The organism is Streptomyces achromogenes, from assembly GCF_030816715.1.
GTDB lineage: Bacteria > Actinomycetota > Actinomycetes > Streptomycetales > Streptomycetaceae > Streptomyces > Streptomyces achromogenes_A.
In genome coordinates this window covers 7,653,822-7,678,009 of record NZ_JAUSYH010000001.1, presented here as the reverse complement: position 1 = coordinate 7,678,009, position 24,188 = coordinate 7,653,822, and the positions used below count along the sequence as shown (strand labels likewise).

The 24,188-nt window shown below is 71.3% G+C and carries 1 protein-coding gene; it reads right to left on the bottom strand.

What is annotated here, in order from left to right:
• Window positions 1–88: 88 nt before the first annotated feature.
• On the bottom strand, window positions 89–24,124 hold the full coding sequence (locus tag QF032_RS34195; RefSeq protein ID WP_307059092.1) for a non-ribosomal peptide synthase/polyketide synthase: 24,036 nt from the start codon (window positions 24,122–24,124) through the stop codon (window positions 89–91).
• Window positions 24,125–24,188 lie beyond the last annotated feature (64 nt).

The following is a 24,188-nucleotide window of genomic DNA, read 5'->3' as shown; positions in this document are numbered from 1 at the left end:
CCTCGGTGGTCCTCGGCGTCTCTGAACCTCCCCGTCCCCTCGCCTTGGGCGTGTTTCGAAAGTCCCGCCTGCCTTCGGGCAGTCGACGCTACTTCCGAAACACGCCCAAGGAGCCGTCCGTCCCGCGCCGCAGGCGGTCCTGGATCATTGCGCCGATACGGTGGAGCGTCTCCGGTTTGAGCATGCCGGCGTGGGAGCAGTCCATCCGCCGGTACTCCAGCGGCCCGTCGACGAACTCGTGCCAGACGTCCGGCTCCAGCACGTTGTCGGTCTCCTGGGTGGCGGCGAACAGCATCATCTCGGTCGCGACCCGCTGGTGCCGATAGCGTCCGGTGATGTCGATGTTGTTCTCCATCACCCGCATGATGGTGAGGAACTCGCTCTCCTCGATGCTGCCCAGCACGGTGTTCGTCGTCCGCGCCACCGCCGCGAACTCGTCGAACGTCATGTCCTCCGTGGGGACTTCGACGGTGCTCACCCCCAGCAGTTCGAGGATGCCGCGGTAGTACTCCTCGTGCGCGTGCTCGGGGATGTCCTCCTGCGCGGCAGGCTTCGCGTCGAGGCAGACCATCAGCTCGACCCGTTGCCCCCGTCCGGCCAGCCGGGCCGCGACGGCGTGGGCGACGATGCCTCCGAAGGAATGCCCCATGAGCCGGTACGGCCCTTCCGGCTGCACCCGGAGCATCGCCTCGATGCAGTCGTCGGCCACCTCCTCCACCGAGCCCGGCAGGTTCCCGGGATCGGACAGCCCGCGTGCCTGGAGTCCGTAGAGGGGGATGTCGGCGTCGATGTGCGGCAGCAGGCTCGCGTAGTTCCAGCACATCCCGCCGCCCGAGTGCAGACAGAACAGCGGGGCCTGGTCGCCCTTGGTGCGCAGCGGCAGGAGTACCTCGAACGCGGTGGAACGACCGCTGCCGCCCTCGCCCGCGCCGGACCCTCCGTCGGCGTCCTCGTCGAGGCGCCGGGCGAGTTCGGCGACGGTGGGGGCCTCGAAGAGGGCACGCAGGGGCAGTTCGACGCCGAGGACCGCCTGGATGCGGCTGATCAGCCCGGTCGCCAGCAGGGAGTGCCCGCCGAGGTCGAAGAAACCGTCGTCCACGCTCACCCCGGGCAGGCCCAGCACTTCGGCGTAGAGGGTGCACAGCACCTCTTCCCGCGGGGTGCGCGGCGGGCGCCCGCCCCGGCCGCCGTAGTCGGGGGCGGGCAGCGCCTTGCGGTCCACCTTGCCGTTGGGGCTGAGCGGCAGTTCGGGCAGGGCGGTCACCGCCGAGGGGACCATGTAGCCGGGGAGCCGCTCGCGCAGGGCCTCGCGCACGGCGGCCGCGGAGAAGCCGCCCGGGTCCTCCGGCACCACGTACGCCACCAGCCGCGGGTCCGTCCCGCCGTGCCGGTGGACGGCCACGAAGGCCTGGACGAGGCCGGGCAGGCGCAGCAACTCGGCCTGGATCTCGCCGGGTTCCACCCGGAAGCCGCGGATCTTCACCTGGTCGTCGGCACGACCGAGGTATTCCAGCTGGCCGTCGGCGTTCCACCGCACGACGTCGCCGGTGCGGTACATCCGCTCCCCCGGGCCGCCCAGCGGGTTGGCCACGAACCGTTCGGCGGTGAGCCCCGGCCGGCCCAGGTAGCCGCGGGCCAGGCCCGCCCCGGCCACGTACAACTCGCCGACGACCCCCTGCGGCACCGGGTGCAGACCGCCGTCCAGGACGTAGCCGGACAGTCCGAACAGCGGCCGCCCCATGGGGACGACGCCGCTTTCGCGGCCGGTCAGAGGCGTGCTCATGGCCGCGCCGACGGTGGACTCGGTGGGCCCGTACGCGTTGATCATGCGGCGTCCGGGTGCCCAGCGTTCCGTGAGGTCGGGCGAGCATGCCTCGCCGGCCACCAGGAGAACCGCCAGGTCGGGGAAGGGCACGCCGGGCCCCCGCGCGTCGAGGGTCGCCAGCACCGAGGGCGGCAGCGTCACATGGGTCACCCGCCGCCCGCTGAGCGTTTCCGCCAGCGCGTCGCCGGCCAGCGCTTCGGCGGAGGCCGCCACGAGGGCCGCGCCAGAGGCGAAGGCCATCACCAGTTCCCAGACCGACACGTCGAAGCTGGGCGAGGCGAACTGCAGCACCCGGCTGTCCGGGGCGAGCGCGAAGGCGTCCAGTTGCGCACGCGCGAGGTTGGCGAACCCGGCGTGGGTGACCTCGACGCCCTTGGGGCGGCCGGTGGACCCTGAGGTGTAGATGACGTACGCGGTGTGCGCGGGATGGACCGGCACGCCCGGGTCGGTGTCGGGCAGCGCCGCCTCGTTCATCCCGGCCGTCCAGGCGTCGTCGAGGACGACGGCCGGATCCGCGTCGGCGAGCATGTACGCGATCCGCTCGGCCGGATAGTCCGGGTCGACCGGGACGTACGCGGCGCCGGTCTTCACCACACCGAGGACGGTGGCGACGAGCTCCGGGCCGCGCCGCATCCGCAGCGCCACCCGTTGGCCGGGTCCGACGCCGAGCCCCAGCAGGTGGTGCGCGACGCGGTTCGAGCGGCGGTCCAGTTCGGCGTACGACAGCTCGCTGTACGACGTCCCGCCGCGGCCCGAGATCGTCGCCACGGCGTCCGGTGCCCGTTCGACCGCCGACCGGAAGAGTTCCGGCAGGGTCACCGGGGGCAGGTCGGCGCGGTCGGCTCCGGACCATTCGAGCAGCGTCCCGCGCTCGTGCGGTGCGAGGATCTCCAGCGACCTGACGGGCCGGCGGGGGTCGCCGATCGCCGAGTCGAGCAGTCGCGTCCAGCGCGCGGTGAAGGCATCGATGGTCGTCGCGTCGTACAGGTCGGTGGCGTATTCGACGAGGCCGGTGAGGCCGGCCGGCTCGCCCGCTTCGTCGAAGGTCTCGGTGACGCTGACGAAGACGTCGAACTTGGCCGACCCCGCGCCCGCCTTCTCGGCCCCCACCTGGAGCCCCGGAAGGTCGAAACGCGCGCCGTCGTCGTTCTGGAGGACCAGCACGACCTGGAACAAGCCGTCGTCGTTCTGGAGGACCAGCACGACCTGGAACAGCGGGTGGTGGGCGATGGAGCGCTGCGGGTTGACCTTCTCCACCAGGTACTCGAACGGCAGGTCCTGGTGCGTGTACGCGGCCAGGCAGGTCTCGCGCACCCGGGCCAGCAGCTCGGCGAAGGTCGGGTCCCCGGAGGTGTCCGTGCGCAGCACCAGGGTGCTGACGAAGAACCCGACGAGGTCGTCCAGGTTCTCGTCGCCGCGGCCCGCTATGGGCGAGCCCACGGGAATGTCGTCCCCGGCGCCGAGCCTCGACAGCAGTGCCGCCAGACCCGCCTGGAGGACCATGAACAGCGTCGAGTCCGCGGACCGGGCCAGCGCCCGCAGCCCGGCATGGGTCTCGGCGCCTGTCCGGAACTGCGTGACGTCGCCGCGGTAGGAGGGAAGCGCGGGGCGCGGCCGGTCGGGCGGCAGCGTGGCCTGCTCCGGCAGCCCGGCCAGTTGGTCCGCCCAGTACGCGGCTTGCCGTACGAAGAGGCTGTCCGGATCGGAGTCGTCCCCGAGCAGGTCGTGCTGCCACAGGGTGAAGTCCGCGTACTCCAACGGGAGCGGAGCCCACTCGGGTCGCGCCCCGTCCCGGCGCGCCGTGTACGCGGCGACCAGGTCACGCGTCAGCGGTCCCATCGACCAGCCGTCGGCCGCGATGTGATGGATGACCACGACCAGCACGGACGCGTCGGGCCCGGTGACCAGCAGCCCGGCCCGGAACGGTATCTCCCTGTCCAGTTCGAACCCCTGCCGCACGATCCGGGCCACCCGCTCGGGCACCTGCTCCTCGCCGATCTCCTCCACCTCGACGCCGATCCGCGCCTGCTCCGGACCGAGCACCCGCTGGCGGGGCCGTCCGTCGACGTCGGGGAAGACGGTCCGCAGCGGCTCGTGCCGTGCGATCACGTCGTTGAGCGCGGCCTCCAGGGCGCCGATGTCCAGCTTCCCGGTGAGCCTGAGGACGAGCGGCATGTTGTACGTGGCCGACGCGCCCTCGAACTTGTACAGGAACCACAGCCTGCGCTGCGCGAACGACAACGGCAGCACCTCGGGCCGCACCCGCCGCTCCAGCACCGGACGCGAACCCGCATCGGACAACCGACCCGCGAGCCCCGCCACCGTCGGCGCGTCGAACAACGCCCGCAACGGCACCTCCACCCCCAACACCGCACGCACCCGACTCACCAACCGGGTCGCCAACAACGAATGACCACCCAGATCGAAGAAGTCGTCGTCGACACCCACCGCCGGAACACCCAGCACCCCGGCGAACAACTCGCACAGGACCTCCTCGGTCTGGGTGCGCGGCGCACGGGACGTATCGGACCCGCCGTACTCCGGCGCCGGCAGCGCGCTCCGGTCGATCTTCCCGCTCACGGTCAGCGGGAACGCGTCCAGCGCGACGATGGCCGACGGCACCATGTACCTGGGCAGGTCACGGCTCAGCGACTCGCGCAGAGCACCGAGGGAGCGGCCGAGACGGTCCTCGGGGACGATGTAGGCGACGAGGCGGGTGTCGTCGTGGTGCGGGCGCGCGACCACCAGGGCCTGGGACACACCCGGCTCCGCCTCCAACGCGGCCTGGATCTCACCCGGTTCGATACGGAACCCACGGATCTTCACCTGATCGTCTGCACGACCCAGATACTGAAGCTGACCATCGGCGTTCCAGCGCACCAGGTCACCCGTCCGATACAGCCGCTCACCACCAGCGCCGAAAGGACTCGCCACAAAGCGCTCAGCGGTCAGACCCGGCCGGCCCGCATACCCACGCGCCAGCCCCGGCCCGGACACGTACAACTCCCCCGGCACACCCACCGGAACAAGAGCCAGGTTTTCGTCCAGCACGAACACACCCGCCCCGGGCACGGGACGCCCGATCGGGACGCCACCGCCGGCAGTCAACGGATCGCTGATCGCCGCGGCCACCGTGATCTCCGTCGGACCATAGGCGTTCACCACACGCCGTCCCCCACACGACCAGCGGGCTATCAACTCCGGCGGACACGCCTCCGCACCCACCGCCAGAGCCACCAGGTCATCCAGCCGCTCCCACGCACCCTCCGGCAGCGTCGCCACCACCGACGGCGGCAAGAACGCATGCGTCACCCCGCCCCCCGCAAGAGCCTCCTCCAGTTCCTCGCCCGCCAGACCAGACCCCTCCGGCACGACCAGCGCCGCCCCAGAACCCCACGCCAAAACCAACTCCAGCACGGACGCGTCGAAACTCAGCGACGCCGTACGCAACACACGGCCACCGGCGCCGACACCCATCCGCTCCACCAGGCCCGCCGCGAACCCCGCAATACCCGCGTGGGTGACCTCCACACCCTTCGGACGACCCGTCGAACCCGAGGTATAGATGACATACGCCGGATGGGAGAGCCGCAACGGCACCACCCGCTCGACGTCAGTGATCTCCTCACCCGACAGGAACGCGCAGGCCTCGGTGACCGACGGATCGTCCACGGCCACCACTTCCACCGGCAGCCCCTCCGGCAGACTGCCCGCAGCCGTACGCGTGGTCAGCACCAGCCCGGGCCGCGCGTCCTCCAGCAACCAGCCGATCCGCGCCCCCGGATACTCCACGTCCACCGGCACATACGCGGCCCCCGCCGACACCACACCCAACAACGACACGAGCTGCTCCACACCCGCCGGCACCGCGACCGCCACCAGATCCCCCGGACCCATGCCACGGTCGATCAGCCACCGGGCCAGCCGGTTCGCACGCTTGGCCAACTCCCCGTACGACCACACCTCATCCCCGCACACCACAGCCACCGCATCCGGGCACTCCCGCACCCGCCCGGCAAACAAGTCGGGCAACGTAGTCGGCACCGGCGTGCCGTCCGCCGCGGACCACCCCAACAACCGCTCCCGCTCACCACCACCCAGCACATCAAACCCACCCACCCGCAAACCGGGCCCGGCGACCGCCGCGCTCAACACCCGCACCAGCCGCGCCCCGAACAACTCCACCGTGCGCGCGTCGTACAGGTCCGTCGCGTACTCGATCAGCCCGGACATGCCGGCAGGGTGACCGTCCTCGTCGAACGTCTCACCCATGTTGACGGTGAGGTCGAACTGTGAACCGGATACGCCCGGGTCCTCGAACTCGGCTCGAACACCCGGGAGTTCGAATGCCAGGTCGGTGCTGTTCTGGAGCGCCAGCATGATCTGGACGAGCGGGTGGTGGCCGGGCGAGCGCTGCGGGTTGAGCCGTTCCACCAAGTATTCGAAGGGGATGTCCTGGTGGCTGTACGCGGCGAGACTCGTCTCACGGATCTGTGTCAGCAGTTCGCGGAACGTGGGATCCGATGTCACGTCAGCGCGTATGACCAGGGTGTTGACGAAGAAGCCCACCAGGTCGTCCAGACCTTCGTCGGTGCGGCCGGCGATGGGCGAGCCCACCGCGATGTCCCGCCCCGCGCCCAGCCGCGACAACAGCGCCGCCAGGCCCGCGTGCAGGACCATGAACAGCGTCGCGTCCGCCGCCCGGGCGAGCTCCCTCAACGCGGTATGCGTCGAGGCGTCGAGTGCGAAGCTCACGGTGTCGCTGCGACCGGAAGGGGTCGCGGTTCGCGGACGGTCCGTGGGCAGCGAGACGACGTCGGGCAGACCGCGCAGGTGGTCGGTCCAGTACGCGGCTTGGCGGCGCAGCAGACTGTCGGGGTCGGTGTCCTCGCCGAGCAGTTCGTGCTGCCAGACGCTGTAGTCGGCGTACTGAACCGGGAGCGGGGTCCACTCCGGCCCCTCGCCTCCACGCCGGGCCGCGTACGCGGAGGCGAGGTCGGCCGCGAGCGGAGTCATCGACCAGCCGTCGGCGGCTATGTGGTGCATCACGAGCACCAGGACGGCTTCCCTCGGCCCCGAGGTCAGCAGCTCTGCGGCCAGCGGGATTTCGCTGTCCAGCTCGAATCCGTGCCGAACACACGCCGCCAGCCGGGAAGCCACCGCGTCCCCCGACCGCGCGTCTTCCACAGTGAGGGTGAGGTGGGCTTCGGTGGGGGTGAGGATGTGCTGGTAGGGCTCACCGTCGAGGTCGGGGAAGACCGTCCGCAACGGCTCGTGCCGGGCGATCACGTCGTTGAGGGCCGCTTCCATGGCCGGCACGTCCAGCTCACCGGTCAGACGCAGCACCAGCGGGATGTTGTACGTCGCCGAAGCCCCCTCGAACTTGTACAGGAACCACATGCGGCGCTGCGCGAACGACAACGGCAGGCGGTGCGGCCGCTCACGCCGTTCCAGCACCGGACGCGACCCGGCCGCCGACAGACGCCGCACGACACCGGCCACCGTCGGCTGGTCGAACAACGCCCGCAACGCCAGATCCACCCCCAGCACGCCCCGGATCCGGTTCACCAACCGCGTCGCCAGCAGCGAATGCCCACCCAGCGCGAAGAAGTCGTCCTCCACCCCGACCGCCGGCAGACCCAACACCTCGGCGAACAGAGCACACACGATCTCTTCCTGCGGCGTCCGCGCCGCCCGCGACGCCGTGAAGGCGTACTCCGGAGCGGGCAACGCCCCCCGGTCCACCTTCCCGCTCACCGTCAACGGCAGAGCCTCCAGCACCACGAACGCCGCCGGCACCAAATGCGACGGAAGCCGCTCCGACAGACTGCGACGCAGCGTGGACACCAACTCGCCCACCACCCGCGTCCGCACCGGATCACTCGCCGACCCGGCAAGCGACCCCCCACCCACCGGAACGAAAACGTCCGACACCGCACCCGTAGCCGCCCCACCGGGCAGCAGGACCACGTCAAAGGTGTCGAATTCCTTCTGCCCGACGGTGACCACGGCGTCCCAGCCTCGCGCCCGCGCCCAGAGGCACACCTCTTCGGGGTCCAGCCCGCTCCCCCCGTCCAGGAGCTCCCGTACGCGCTCGACGGGCTCGTCGGCGGCCATCGCGCGGGCTGCCGCGACCTCCCCGGTCAGCCGGGCGTTGGGCACCCCGGACACCCGTACCGGCAACGCCACATCACCCAACGCGTCCAGCGCCTCGACGTCCCGCCCCCACCCCATGACGGGTGTCCGGGCGAGAGAGAGAAGCTGCGAAGGAGCCTTGTGCAGGACCACGTCGTAGCGGTGCCGCGTCAGCTCGTTGTGCGCGGCGCCCCGCTTCCACCGCACATCCACGCCCACCGCCTCCGGCCGCCCAGCCGCCCAGGCGGCGAAGAAACCGGGATCCAGCAGCAACTCCTTCTCCGTCACCACTGCCTGCTCCACCGCCGCACGCAACCGGGCCGTGTCCCCCACACCCGACTGACGCACCTGTACAGCCGTCTGGAACGCCCGCAACAACCCCCGATGCCGCACGTCTCCGACGATCAGCCGGCCGCCCTCGGCCAGCAGCCCGAACGCCTGGTCCAACACCCGTTCCAGATACTCCCAGCCCGGGAAGTACTGCACGACCGAGTTGATGACAATCGTGTCGAACTCCCCGACAGGAAGCCCCGACACGTCATCGGCAGCCTGGCAGCGCACCACCACGTGATCCCAGCCCAGCCCCGCCACCTGACCGCGCAACCGCTCCACCACCGACGACGAGAAGTCCGTCGCCCAGTACGACTCCACCCCCGCCGCCACATGCCCCATCAACAACCCCGAACCGACACCGATCTCCAACACCCGGCGAGGGGCAAACCCCCGGATCCTCTCCAGCACCTGGTCACGCCATTCGCGCATCTCCGGCAACGGGATCGGCTCACCCGAGTACGAGCTGTTCCACCCCTCGAACCCCTCCCCCAGCACGTCCGCCCCGGCCTCGCCGTCGTGAACGGCGTCTCCGTAGACCGAGTCGTAGATCTCCCGCCATTCGTCGACCTGCTCACCGGTCGTGCCTTCCGCCTCCGCCGACGCGGGGACGATGTAGGCGACGAGGCGGGTGTCGTCGTGGTGCGGGCGCGCGACCACCAGGGCCTGGGACACACCCGGCTCCGCCTCCAACGCCGCCTGAACCTCACCCGGTTCGATACGGAACCCGCGGATCTTCACCTGATCGTCTGCACGACCCAGATACTGAAGCTGACCATCGGCGTTCCAGCGCACCAGGTCACCCGTCCGATACATCCGCTCGCCACCAGCGCCGAAAGGACTCGCCACAAAGCGCTCAGCGGTCAGACCCGGCCGGCCCGCATACCCACGCGCCAGCCCCGGCCCGGACACGTACAACTCCCCCGGCACACCCACCGGAACAAGAGCCAGGTTTTCGTCCAGCACGAACACACCCGCCCCGGGCACGGGACGCCCGATCGGGACCCCACCGCCGGCGGACAACGGATCGCTGATCGCCGCCGCCACCGTGATCTCCGTCGGACCATAGGCGTTCACCACACGCCGTCCCCCACACGACCAGCGGGCTATCAACTCCGGCGGACACGCCTCCGCACCCACCGCCAGAGCCACCAGACCCTCCAGCCGCTCCCACGCACCCTCCGGCAGCGTCGCCACCACCGACGGCGGCAAGAACGCATGCGTCACCCGTCCGACGGACAGCGCCACTTCCAGTTCCTCGCCCGCCAGACCAGACCCCTCCGGCACGACCAGCGCCGCCCCAGAACCCCACGCCAAAACCAACTCCAGCACGGACGCGTCGAAACTCAGCGACGCCGTACGCAACACCCGACCCCCGACGCCGACACCCATCCGCTCCACCAGGCCCGCCGCGAACCCCGCCACACCGGCGTGGGTGACCTCCACACCCTTCGGACGACCCGTCGAACCGGATGTGTAGATGACATACGCCGGATGGGAGAGCCGCAACGGCACCACCCGCTCGGCGTCAGTGATCTCCTCACCCGACAGACCTTCGGAGCCGACCTCGTCCAGCGGTACGACGTCCACGGACAGGCCCTCCGGCAGACTGCCCGCAGCCGTACGCGTGGTCAGCACCAGCCCGGGCCGCGCGTCCTCCAGCAACCAGCCGATCCGCGCCCCCGGATACTCCACATCCACCGGCACATACGCGGCCCCCGCCGACACCACACCCAACAACGACACGACCTGCTCCACACCCGCCGGCACCGCGACCGCCACCAGATCCCCCGGACCCACCCCGCGACCGATCAACCAACGACCCAGCCGGTTCGCACGCTCGGCCAACTCCCCGTACGACCACACCTCATCCCCGCACACCACAGCCACCGCATCCGGGCACTCCCGCACCCGCCCGGCAAACAAGTCGGGCAACGTAGTCGGCACCGGCGTGCCGTCCGCCGCGGACCACCCCAACAACCGCTCCCGCTCACCACCACCCAGCACATCAAACCCACCCACCCGCAAACCGGGCCCGGCGACCGCCGCGCTCAACACCCGCACCAACCGCGCCCCGAACAACTCCACCGTGCGCGCGTCGTACAGGTCCGTCGCGTACTCGATGAACCCCGACAACCCCGCCGGGCGGCCGTCCTCGCCGAACCTCTCCGACAGACTCACGGTCACGTCGAACTTCGCCGTGCCCGTGCCCACCGACTCGGTCCGCACCCCGAGCCCCGGCAACGCGAACCGGCCCTCCTCATTGTTCTGCAACACCAACGCCACCTGGAACAACGGATGCCGGCCACCCGAACGCGCCGGGTTCAGCCGCTCCACCACCAACTCGAACGGCACATCCTGATGCGCGAAAGCCTCCAGACACCCCTCACGCACCCGCCCCAGCAACTCACCGAACGACGGATCACCCGACACATCCGTCCGCACCACCAACGTATTGACGAAGAAGCCGATGAGGTCGTCCAGCCCCTCGTCCATCCGCCCCGCGACCGGCGAACCGACCACGACGTCCGATCCCGCGCCCAGCCGTGACAGCAGGCTCGCGAGTCCGGCGTGCAGCACCATGAACAGGGTGACGTCCGCGGACCGCGCGAGGTCCCGCAGCCCGGCGTGCAGGTCGGCGCCGATCTCGAAGCCGGTCACCTCACCGTCGTACGACGCCGAAGCGGGACGCGGCCGGTCCCCCGGCACCGTCACCTCCTCCGGAGCCCCGTCCAACTGGTTCTTCCAGTAGGCGAATTGGCCGCCGATCACGCTCGACGGGTCGTCCACGTCCCCCAGTACCTCGTGCTGCCACACGGTGTAGTCCCCGTACTGCACCGGCAGCGCCGGCCACGCCGGGGCCTCGCCGCCCGAGCGGGCCGCGTACGCCGCCACCAGATCCCGTGCCAGCGGACCCGCCGACCACCCGTCCCCCGCGATGTGATGCAGCACCAGCACCAGGACCGCGTCATCGCTCCCGGTGATGTCGAGCAGGTGGGCGTGGACGGGGACGTCGCGGTCGAGGCGGAAGCCGTGCCGGATGGTCGCGGCGATACGAGGGGTGACCTCCGGCTCCGTGACCGGCTCGACGGTGAGGGGCACCCGGGCCTCGTCCACCGGCAGCACGCACTGGTACGGACGGCCCTCCCTCTCGGGAAAGACCGTGCGCAGCGACTCGTGGCGCACCACGACGTCGTTGATGGCGGCCTCCAGCGCGTCACGGTCGACGTCGCCGGTGAGGCGGAGGGCGAAGGGCATGTTGTAGGTCGCCGAGGGCCCTTCCAGTTTGTGCAGGAACCACAGCCGCTGCTGGGCGTACGACAACGGCAGCGACTCCGGACGCGGACGCGCCTCCAACGCCGGACGCACCTGTCCCGCATCCAGACGGCGTACGAGCCTCGCGACGGTCGGCGCCTCGAACAGCACCCGCAACGGCAGTTCGACACCCATGGCGCGGCGGACCCTGCTCACCAGGCGCGTCGCCAGCAACGAGTGACCACCCAGGTCGAAGAAACTGTCGTCCACGCCGACCGCCGGCACCCCCAGAATGTCCCCGAACAGGCCGCACAGGATCTCCTCCTGCGGTGTGCGGGGCGCGGTCGCGGTGTGCCCGGCGTATCGCGGTGTGGGGAGCGCTGCCCGGTCGACCTTTCCGTTCGGTGTCAGCGGCAGCGCGTCCAGCAGAATGACCGTGGACGGCACGAGGTAGTCCGGCAGTACCTCCTGGAGGTCCGCGCGCAGCGACGCGGGCGTGATCTGGGCGTCCGGCACGGGTACGGGGACCGCGTACGCGGCGAGCCGCAACTCGCTCCCGTGCACGAACGGCGCCACGACCGCCTGTGCCACCGCGGGCAGCCGCCGCAGCGCCTCCTCCACCTCGCCCGGCTCCACCCGGAACCCGCGGATCTTCACCTGGTCGTCCACCCGGCCCAGGTACTCCAGTTGGCCGTCCGCGTTCCAGCGGACGACGTCGCCGGTGCGGTACATCCGGCCGCCCGGCGCGTCGAACGGGCACGCCACGAACCGCTCCGCGGTCAGACCCGGCCGGCGGACGTATCCGCGCGCGAGGCCCGGGCCCGCCAGGTACAGCTCTCCGGGTACGCCCGGTGGCACGGGGGTCAGGCCGCCGTCCAGGACGAACACGCGGGCGCCGACGACCGGTGTGCCGATGGGGGCGGTCGTCCCGGTGAGCGGCGGGCTGGTGGTGGCGTAGACGGTGGCCTCGGTCGGGCCGTAGGCGTTGATCATCAGGCGTCCCGCGGACCAGCGTGCGGCCAGGGCGGTCGGGCAGGCCTCGCCCGCGACCACCAGGGACCGCAGGTCGGGCAGGGCCGACTCGGCGGAGGCCGGGAGGGTGGCCAGGACGGACGGCGGGATGAAGAGGTGGGTGGCCCGGTGGGTGGCGAGCGCGGCGGCGAGTTCGTCGCCGACCAGGTGCTCGGTGCCGGTCTGTACGAGCGCGGCGCCGACGGTGAAGCCCGTCAGGAGTTCCATCACGGACACGTCGAAGTTGGACGAGGTGAACTGCAGGGTGCGGCTGCCCTCGCCGAGGCCGAAGCGTTCGGCGGTGGCGGTCAGGCCGGCGAGGCCTGCGTGGGTGACGGTCACGCCCTTCGGGGTGCCCGTGGAGCCCGAGGTGTAGATGACGTACGCGGCGTTGGACGGGCACAGGGGTGCCGTGCGGTCGCGGTCCCGGAGCGCCCGCGTCGGCTGCCTGTCCCACGCGGCGGCGGTCGCCGGGTCGTCGGTGAGGACGAGCGGCGCCCGCACGTCCAGGGGCCGGGTGGCCAGCACCAGTGCGGGCCGGGCGTCGGAGACCAGGTACGCGATCCGCTCGTCGGGATATCCGGGGTCGATCGGCAGGTAGGCCGCTCCGGCCTTGAGGACGCCGAGGATGACGGCGATCTGGGTGCGGGAGCGGTCGACTGCGACGCCGACCGGAGACTCGGGGCCCGCGCCCCGGGTGATGAGCCAGTGGGCGATCTGGTTGGCGCGCGCGTCGAGTTCGGCGTAGGAGGCCGTGCCGTCGGCGTCGATCAGCGCGGGTGCGTGCGGGGTGGTGCGCACCTGCCTCTCGAAGAGTTCGGGCAGGGTCGCCTGCGTCTCGGTGCGGGGCGATGTGCTCCACGTGGCCAGGGTGTGCCGTTCGTCGGCGTCGAGGATGTCCAGTGCTCCGACGCGGCGGTGCGGGTCCTCGGCGGCGGCGGCCAGCAGGCGGGTCCAGCGGGCCGCGAAGGCGTCCACGGTGGCGGCGTCGTAGAGGTCGGTGGCGTATTCGATCATGCCGGTCAGCCCGGCGGGCCTGCCGTCCTCGTCGAGGCTTTCGACCAGGTTGAGGGTGAGGTCGAACTGTGAGCCGCCGGGGGCCGGGGCTATGAGCTCGGTGTGCAGGCCGGGCAGGTCGAAGCGCAGGTCCGCGTTGTTCTGGAGGGCCAGCATGACCTGGATGAGAGGGTGGTGGGCGGTGGAGCGCTGCGGGTTGAGCTTCTCCACCAGGTACTCGAACGGAAGGTCCTGGTGGGTGTAGGCGGCCAGGCTGGTCTCCCTGACCTGCGCCAGCAGATCGGCGAACGCGGGGTCACCGGAGGTGTCGGTGCGCAGGATCAGGGTGTTGACGAAGAAGCCGACCAGGTCGTCCAGGTTCTCGTCGGTGCGTCCGGCGATGGGTGAGCCGACCGCGATGTCCGCGCCGGCGCCCAGCCGTGTGAGCAGGGCCGCGAGGCCGGTGTGCAGGACCATGAACAGGGTGGCGTCGGCCGAGCGGGCCAGCTCGCGCAGGGCGGCATGCGTCGGGGCGTCGAGGGTGAACGCGGCCTCGGCGCCGCGCTTCGACGCGACGGGGGGCCTCGGCCGGTCCGTGGGGAGGCTCACGACCTCGGGCAGGCCCGCCAAGTGCTCGGACCAGTAGGCCTCCTGGCCGGCGAAGAGGGCGTCGGGGTCTGTGCCGTCGCCTAGCAGTTCGTGCTGCCAGAGGCTGTAGTCGGCGTACTGCACCGGCAGTGCGGACCATTTCGGCCGCTCACCCTCGCGGCGGGCGGTGTAGGCGCTCTTGAGATCGTCGGCGAGCGGGCCCAGCGACCAGCCGTCCCCGGCGATGTGATGGATCGTCAGCACGAGGACGTGGGAGTCCGGGCCGGTGCTGAGCAGCCTGGGCCGGACGGCGACCTCGCGGTCGAGTTCGAAGCGGTGACGGACGCAGTCCTCCACCCGTGCGTCGAGCTCGTCTTCCGGGACCGGCTCCGGCGTCAGTTCCAGGCGGACGTCCGCGGCGTCCCGTACGCACTGGTAGGGCTGTCCGTCGACGTCGGGGAAGACGGTCCGCAGCGGCTCGTGCCGTGCGATCACGTCGTTGAGCGCGGCCTCCAGGGCGCCGATGTCCAGCTTCCCGGTGAGCCTGAGGACGAGCGGCATGTTGTACGTGGCCGACGCGCCCTCGAACTTGTACAGGAACCACAGCCTGCGCTGCGCGAACGACAACGGCAGCACCTCGGGCCGCACCCGCCGCTCCAGCACCGGACGCGAACCCGCATCGGACAACCGACCCGCGAGCCCCGCCACCGTCGGCGCGTCGAACAACGCCCGCAACGGCACCTCCACCCCCAACACCGCACGCACCCGACTCACCAACCGGGTCGCCAACAACGAATGACCACCCAGATCGAAGAAGTCGTCGTCGACACCCACCGCCGGAACACCCAGGATGTCCGCGAAGAGGGTGGCGAGGATCTGTTCCTGCGGTGTGCGGGCGGCCCGCCTAAGGGTGCTCGTGAAGTCGGGAGCGGGCAGCGCGGCCCGGTCGAGCTTGCCGCTCGGTGTGCGCGGCACGGCGTCGAGCACGACGAAGGCGGAGGGGACCATGTAGTCGGGCAGCCGGTCGCGCGCCGCGTCCCGTACCGCCGACACCGACAGTTCGCGCCCCTCCTCCGGCACCAGGTAGGCGACGAGCCGGCTCACGCCGTCCTGCTGTTCGTGGGCGGTCACCGCGGCCTGGGCGACGTCCGGGCGGCCGCGGAGCACGGCCTCGATCTCGCCGGGTTCGATCCGGAAGCCGCGGATCTTCACCTGGTCGTCGGCACGGCCGAGGTATTCCAGCTGCCCGTCGGCGTTCCAGCGGGCGAGGTCGCCCGTGCGGTACATGCGTGCGCCGGCGCCGGCGCCGGTGAAGGGGCAGGCGACGAACCGTTCGGCCGTCAGGCCGGGGCGGCCGACATAGCCGCGCGCCAGGCCCGCCCCCGACACGTACAGCTCTCCCCACACGCCCGCCGGGGCCAGTTCGAGCCGCTCGTCGAGCACCAGTCCGGACAGCCCGGGCAGGGGCCGCCCGATCGGGACCACTCCGGTCTCCCGGCCGGCCGGCAGGGGGCTCATCGCGGCGCCCACCGTCGACTCGGTGGGCCCGTACGCGTTGATCATCCGGCGTCCCGGGGCCCACCGCGCGGCCACGTCGGGCGGGCATGCCTCGCCCGCGACCGCCAGCGTGGTCAGGCCGGTGAGCCGGTCCGGCCCGTGGGTGTCCTCCAGGGTGACCAGGACGGACGGCGGGAGGGTCGCGTTGGTGATCCGCTCGCGGTGGAGCAGCTCGGCGAGCTCCCGTCCGGCGATGCCGGTCTCCTCGGGCACCACCAGGGTCGCCGCGGCACTGAAGGTGGTCACCATCTCGGAGACCATGGCATCGAAGCTGGACGGCGAGAACTGGAGCACCCTGTCCCCGGGGCGCAGCGCGAAGGCGGCCCGCTTGGCCGCCGCGAGCCCGGCGATCCCGGCGTGCGTGACCTCGACGCCCTTGGGGCGGCCGGTGGAACCGGACGTGTAGATCACGTACGCGGTGTACGCCGGGTCGACGGTGATGCCGAGGCCCGTGTCGGGGCAGTCCGTGAAGTCCTGTCGGACCCACTCGTCGTCGAGCACCACCGCCGGCTCCGCGTCGCCGAGCATGTACGTCCGCCGGTCCGCCGGGTAGTCCGGGTCCACGGGCACGTAGGCCGCGCCGGTCTTCAGCACACCCAGCAGCGCGGCGAGCAGGCCGGGCCCGCGCCGCATCAGTAGCGCCGCCCGCCGGCCCGGACCGAGACCGCGGTCGGCCAGCAGCCGCGCGATCCGGTTCGACCAGGCGTCCAGTTCGGCGTACGTCAGCTCCTCGTCGCCGCGTACGACGGCCGGGGACGTCGGGGCGCGCCGCACGGCCTCGGCGAACAGGCCGGGCAGCGTGAGCGGTTCGAGGCGCGCCGAGCCGTGCGCGCCCGACCAGCCGAGCAGTTGCCGGCGTTCTTCCGGGGCGAGCAGGTCGAGGGTGTCGATCGGCAGGTCCGCGGCGGCCGCGGCGGTGTTCAGGAGCCGTATGTAGCGCGCCCCGAACGCCGCGACGGTGTGGGGGTCGTAGACGTCGGTGGCGTACTCGACGAAGCCGGTGATGCCCGCCGGTCCGCCGTTCTCGTCGAAGGTCTCGCCGATGTTCAGCAGCAGGTCGAACTGCGAGCTGCCCTGCCCCGGGTTCTCCAGCCGTGCCTGGAGCCCGGGCAGGTCGAAGCACACCTCCGCGGTGTTCTGGAGGGTGAGCATGACCTGGACGAGCGGGTGGTGGGCGGTGGAGCGCTGCGGGTTGAGCTTCTCCACCAGGTACTCGAAGGGAATGTCCTGGTGGGTGTAGGCGGCCAGGCTGGTCTCCCTGACCTGCGCCAGCAGATCGGCGAAGGACGGCCGCCCCGAGGTGTCGGTCCGCATGACGAGGGTGTTGACGAAGAAGCCGACCAGGTCGTCGAGGCCCTCGTCGGTGCGTCCGGCGATGGGGGAGCCCACCGCGATGTCCGTGCCGGCGCCGAGCCGCGACATCAGCCCGGCGAGGCCCGCGTGGAGCACCATGAACAGCGTCGCTCCGTGGGCCCGCGCCAGCTCCCGCAGGGCGGCATGGGTCGGGGCGTCGATCTCGAACGGCAGCATCTCACTGTTGTGCGACGCCTCGGACGGCCGCGGCCGGTCGGTGGGCGGGCACACGACGTCGGGCAGACCGCGCAGGTGGTCGGTCCAGTAGGCGGCCTGGCGGCGCAGCAGACTGTCGGGGTCGGTGTCCTCGCCGAGCAGTTCGTGCTGCCAGAGGCCGTAGTCGGCGTACTGAACCGGCATCGCGGACCATTGCGGCGACCGGCCCTCACGCCGGGCCGCGTAGGCGGTCACCAGGTCCTCGGCCAGGGGTGCCATCGACCAGCCGTCACCAGCGATGTGATGCAACGTCAGCATCAGCATGGCCTCGCCGGGCCCCGTCGTCAGGAGCTTCGCGCGCAACGGCATTTCCCGGTCCAGCTCGAATCCGTGCCGTGCCATGTCGTGCACCAGCCGATCCCGCCGCTCCCCCGACCGCGCGTCTTCCACAGTGAGGGTGAGGTGGGCTTCGGTGGGGGTGAGGATGTGCTGGTAGGGCTCACCGTCGAGGTCGGGGAAGACCGTCCGCAACGGCTCGTGCCGGGCGATCACGTCGTTGAGGGCCGCTTCCATGGCCGGCACGTCCAGCTCACCGGTCAGACGCAGCACCAGCGGGATGTTGTACGTCGCCGAAGCCCCCTCGAACTTGTACAGGAACCACATGCGGCGCTGCGCGAACGACAACGGCAGGCGGTGCGGCCGCTCACGCCGTTCCAGCACCGGACGCGACCCGGCCGCCGACAGACGCCGCACGACACCGGCCACCGTCGGCTGGTCGAACAACGCCCGCAACGCCAGATCCACCCCCAGCACGCCCCGGATCCGGTTCACCAGCCGCGTCGCCAGCAGCGAATGCCCACCCAGCGCGAAGAAGTCGTCCTCCACCCCGACCGCCGGCAGACCCAACACCTCGGCGAACAGAGCACACACGATCTCTTCCTGCGGCGTCCGTGCCGCCCGCGACGCCGTGAAGGCGTACTCCGGAGCGGGCAACGCCCCCCGGTCCACCTTCCCGCTCACCGTCAACGGCAGAGCCTCCAGGACCACGAACGCCGCCGGCACCAAATGCGACGGAAGCCGCTCCGACAGACTGCGACGCAGCGTGGACACCAACTCGCCCACCACCCGCGTCCGCACCGGATCACTCGCCGACCCGGCAAGCGACCCCCCACCCACCGGAACGAAGACGTCCGACACCGCACCCGTACCTCCGGGAACGAACACCACATCCATGGTGTCCGCGCCGTCGGAACCGACGGTGACCACGGCGTCCCAGCCTCGCGCCCGCGCCCAGAGGCACACCTCTTCGGGGTCCAGCCCGCTCCCCCCGTCCAGGAGCTCCCGTACGCGCTCGACGGGCTCGTCGGCGGCCATCGCGCGGGCTGCCGCGACCTCCCCGGTCAACCGGGCGTTGGGCACCCCGGACACCCGTACCGGCAACGCCACGTCACCCAGTGCCTCCCAGGTCTCGATGTCCCGGCCCCAGGTGAGGACCGGCACGCCGGCCAGCTGGAGCGGTTGGGCAGGAGTTTTGTGCAGGACCACGTCGTAGCGGTGCCGCGTCAGCTCGTTGTGCGCCGCGCCCCGCTTCCACCGCACATCCACGCCCACCGCCTCCGGCCGCCCAGCCGCCCAGGCGGCGAAGAAACCGGGATCCAGCAGCAACTCCTTCTCCGTCACCACTGCCTGCTCCACCGCCGCACGCAACCGGGCCGTGTCCCCCACACCCGACTGACGCACCTGTACAGCCGTCTGGAACGCCCGCAACAACCCCCGATGCCGCACGTCTCCGACGATCAGCCGGCCGCCCTCGGCCAGCAGCCCGAACGCCTGGTCCAACACCCGTTCCAGATACTCCCAGCCCGGGAAGTACTGCACGACCGAGTTGATGACAATCGTGTCGAACTCCCCGACAGGAAGCCCCGACACGTCATCGGCAGCCTGGCAGCGCACCACCACGTGATCCCAGCCCAGCCCCGCCACCTGACCGCGCAACCGCTCCACCACCGACGACGAGAAGTCCGTCGCCCAGTACGACTCCACCCCCGCCGCCACATGCCCCATCAACAACCCCGAACCGACACCGATCTCCAACACCCGGCGAGGTCCGAAGCGACGGATGCGTTCCACGACCGCGTGGCGCCATTCGCGCATCTCCGGCAACGGGATCGGCTCACCCGAGTACGAGCTGTTCCACCCCTCGAACCCCTCCCCCAGCACATCCGTCCCGGCCTCGCCGTACACCGAGTCGTAGATCTCCCGCCACTCCTCCACCTGCTCGCCGACCGTGCCTTCCGCCTCTGCCGACGCGGGGACGATGTAGGCGACGAGGCGGGTGTCGTCGTGGTGCGGGCGCGCGACCACCAGGGCCTGGGACACACCCGGCTCCGCCTCCAACGCCGCCTGAACCTCACCCGGTTCGATACGGAACCCACGGATCTTCACCTGATCGTCTGCACGACCCAGATACTGAAGCTGACCATCGGCGTTCCAGCGCACCAGGTCACCCGTGCGATACATCCGCTCACCGGGACCACCGAAGGGGCCGGCCACGAAACGGTCTGCGGTCAGACCCGGCCGGCCCGCATACCCACGCGCCAGCCCCGGCCCGGACACGTACAACTCCCCCGGCACACCCACCGGAACGAGAGCCAGGTTTTCGTCCAGCACGAACACACCCGCCCCGGGCACGGGACGCCCGATCGGGACCCCACCGCCGGCAGTCAACGGATCGCTGATCACCGCCGCCACCGTGATCTCCGTCGGACCATAGGCGTTCACCACACGCCGTCCCCCACACGACCAGCGGGCTATCAACTCCGGCGGACACGCCTCCGCACCCACCGCCAGAGCCACCAGACCCTCCAGCCGCTCCCACGCACCCTCCGGCAGCGTCGCCACCACCGACGGCGGCAAGAACGCATGCGTCACCCCGCCCCCCGCAAGAGCCTCCTCCAGCTCCGCCCCCGCCAGCCCGGACCCGGCCTCCGGCACGACCAGCGCCGCCCCAGAACCCCACGCCAAAACCAACTCCAGCACGGACGCGTCGAAACTCAGCGACGCCGTACGCAACACCCGACCCCCGACGCCGACACCCATCCGCTCCACCAGGCCCGCCGCGAACCCCGCCACACCGGCGTGGGTGACCTCCACACCCTTCGGACGACCCGTCGAACCGGATGTGTAGATGACATACGCCGGATGGGAGAGCCGCAACGGCACCACCCGCTCGGCGTCAGTGATCTCCTCACCCGACAGACCTTCGGAGCCGACCTCGTCCAGCGGTACGACGTCCACGGACAGGCCCTCCGGCAGACTGCCCGCAGCCGTACGCGTGGTCAGCACCAGCCCGGGCCGCGCGTCCTCCAGCAACCAGCCGATCCGCGCCCCCGGATACTCCACATCCACCGGCACATACGCGGCCCCCGCCGACACCACACCCAACAACGACACGACCTGTTCGACGCTCGCGGGGACGGCGACCGCCACCACATCCCCCGGACCCACCCCGCGACCGATCAACCACCGACCCAGCCGGTTCGCACGCTCGGCCAACTCCCCGTACGACCACACCTCATCCCCGCACACCACAGCCACCGCATCCGGGCACTCCCGCACCCGCCCCGCGAACAACCCCGGCAACGTCACCGGTACCGGCGTGCCGTCCGCCGCGGACCACTCCAACAACCGCTCCCGCTCACCACCACCCAGCACATCAAACCCACCCACCCGCAAGCCGGGCCCGGCGACCGCCGCGCTCAACAACCGCACCAACCGCGCCCCGAACAGCTCCACCGTGTCCTGGTCATACAGGTCCGTCGCGTACTCGATGAACCCCGACAACCCCGCCGGGCGGCCGTCCTCGCCGAACCTCTCCGACAGACTCACGGTCACGTCGAACTTCGCCGTGCCCGTGCCCACCGACTCGGTCCGCACCCCGAGCCCCGGCAACGCGAACCGGCCCTGCTCATTGTTCTGCAACACCAACGCCACCTGGAACAACGGATGCCGGCCACCCGAACGCGCCGGGTTCAGCCGCTCCACCACCAACTCGAACGGCACATCCTGATGCGCGAAAGCCTCCAGACACCCCTCACGCACCCGCCCCAGCAACTCACCGAACGACGGATCACCCGACACATCCGTCCGCACCACCAACGTATTGACGAACAGGCCGACCAGGTCGTCCAGCCCCTCGTCCATCCGCCCCGCGACCGGCGAACCGACCACGACGTCCGAACCCGCGCCCAGCCGCGAGAGCAACGCCGCCAGCGCGGCCTGCAACACCATGAACGGTGTCACGTCCGCCGACCGCGCCAGGCCTCGCAGCCCGGCATGCAGGTCGGCGTCGAATTCCAGGGAGACCAGTCCGCCTTCGTACGACGCCGAAGCGGGACGCGGCCGGTCCCCCGGCACCGTCACCTCCTCCGGGGCGCCCGCCAACTGGAGTGCCCAGTAACCGAACTGACGGGCCATCTCACTACCGGCGTCGTCCACGTCCCCCAGCACCTCGTGCTGCCACACGGTGTAGTCCCCGTACTGCACCGGCAGTGCCGGCCACTCCGGGGCCTCGCCGCCCGATCGGGCGGCGTACGCCGCCACCAGATCCCGTGCCAGCGGACCCGCCGACCACCCGTCCCCCGCGATGTGATGCAGCACGAGAAGCAGGACGGCGGCGTCCGGATCGTCCTCGGTCCGGAAGAACCACACCTTGGCCGGGATGTCGGCCGCGAGGTCGAAGGGGTGCCGGGCCGCGGCGCGGATCTCCGCTTCGAGGCGGTCCTGCCCGACGGTGACGGTGCGCAGCGCCAGGTGTGCCCGGTCCGCGGGCAGGACGCGCTGGACGGGCCCGTCGGCGGTTTCGGAGAAGACCGTGCGCAGCGGCTCGTGCCGCACGACCAGATCGTTGATGGCGGCCTCCAGCGCGTCACGGTCGACGTCGCCGGTGAGGCGGAGGGCGAGCGGCATGTTGTAGGTCGCCGAGGGCCCTTCCAGTTTGTGCAGGAACCACAGCCGCTGCTGGGCGTACGACAACGGCAGCGACTTTGGACGCGGACGCGCCTCCAACGCCGGACGCACCTGTCCCGCATCCAGACGGCGTACGAGCCTCGCGACGGTCGGCGCCTCGAACAGCACCCGCAACGGCAGTTCCACGCCCATGACGCGGCGGACCCTGCTCACCAGGCGCGTCGCCAGCAACGAGTGACCACCCAGGTCGAAGAAACTGTCGTCCACGCCTACCGACGGCACCCCCAGAATGTCCCCGAACAGGCCGCACAACACGGCTTCGGTCTCTGTGCGGGGTGCGCGGGAGACGCCGGCGCGGTCGTACTCGGGGGCGGGGAGCGCGGTGCGGTCGATCTTTCCGTTCGGTGTCAGCGGCAGCGCGTCCAGCATGACCACGGCGGACGGCACGAGGTGGTCGGGAAGCACCTCCTGAAGGTCGGCGCGCAGTGACGCGGGAGTCACCTCGGCGTCGGGGGCGGGGACGGCGTAGGCGACGAGCCGCGTATCGCCCGTGGTGTGCGTGAGGGGCAGCACGACGGCCTGTGCCACCGCGGGGTGCCGACGCAGCGCCTCCTCCGCCTCGCCCGGCTCCACCCGAAACCCGCGGATCTTCACCTGGTCGTCCACCCGGTGCAGGAACTCCAGTTGACCGTCCGCGTTCCAGCGGACGACATCGCCGGTGCGGTACATCCGGCCGCCCGGCGCGTCGAACGGGCACGCCACGAACCGCTCCGCCGTGAGGCCCGGCAGCTCCACGTATCCGCGTGCGAGTCCGGGGCCGGTCACGTACAGCTCCCCTGCCCTGCCGGCGGGCACCGGGGCCAGCACGTCGTCCAGGACGAACACCTGGACCTCCGCCACCGGTGTCCCGATCGGGACCTGTGCGGGGCCGCCGTCGAGGGCGGTGAGCGGTTCGGTCAGGGTGGTGGCGACCGAGCACTCGGTGGTGCCGTAGCCGTTGACCAGCTCGTGGTCGGCGGACCACCGGCGCACGAGGTCGGGCGGGCAGCTCTCGCCGCCGATGTGCAGCCGGCGCAGGTCGGGCAGCGTGGACTCGGTGCCGACGGGGAGCGTGGCGAGCACCGGGACCGGCAGGGTGACGTGGGTGATCTGTTCGTCGGCCAGCACGTCGGCGAGTTCCTCGCCCAGCAGACGGCTGTGCTCGGGGACGACGAGGGTGCCGCCTCCGGCGAAGGTGGTGAGCAGCTCCCAGATCGCCACGTCGAAGGTGGGGGGCGCCAGTTGGAGCACGCGGGAGCCGGCGTCGGTGGTCTGGTGCCGGGCCGCCGTGGCGACGAGGGCGGCGAAACCCGTGTGCGGGACGCCGACCGGTTTCGGGGTGCCGGTGGAGCCCGAGGTGTGGATGACGTAGGCGAGGTCCCTCGGGAGCAGCGGCCGGGTCCGGTCGTCGTCGTGGGGCGCGGTGGCGGGGCAGGCGGCGAGCGCGGCGCCGGTGGCGGGGGCGTCGAGCAGGAGCGGTCGGGCGTCACCGGGCGGCAGACGGCGGGCGAGGCCGGCGTGGAGCAGGACGGCTTTGGGCCCGCTGTCCCGCAGCAGGCGGGCGAGGCGTTCGGTGGGCTGCTCGGGGTCCAGCGGGAGGTAGGCGGCGCCGGCCTTCATGATGCCGAGGAGGGCGGCGATGTGTTCGGCGCCGCGCGGCAGGGCGACGGCGACCCGGTCGTCGGGACCCAGGCCCTGGCCGATGAGCCACCAGGCGATGCGGTTGGCGCGTGCGTCGAGTTCGGCGTACGTCCAGGTGGTCGTGCCCGCGCTGACGGCGAGGGCCCGCGGGGTCAGCGCCGCGCGGGTCCCGAAGATGTCCGGCAGCGTGGTGGGGTCGGGTGCCGCCCCCTGGTGCCCGCTTCCGTCCGTGGACCGTCCGCTCGTGTTCGGCTCGTCAACGTATCGCATGATGAATTCTTCTGCCCCTGGGGTCCGAGTGGTTCGCGACGCGGCGGAGTTGTGGTGGCTGTGG

Excerpts from the sequence above, each read along its gene's own strand:
- QF032_RS34195 (WP_307059092.1), bottom strand. The coding sequence starts at position 24,124 with ATGCGATACGTTGACGAGCCGAACACGAGCGGACGGTCCACGGACGGA.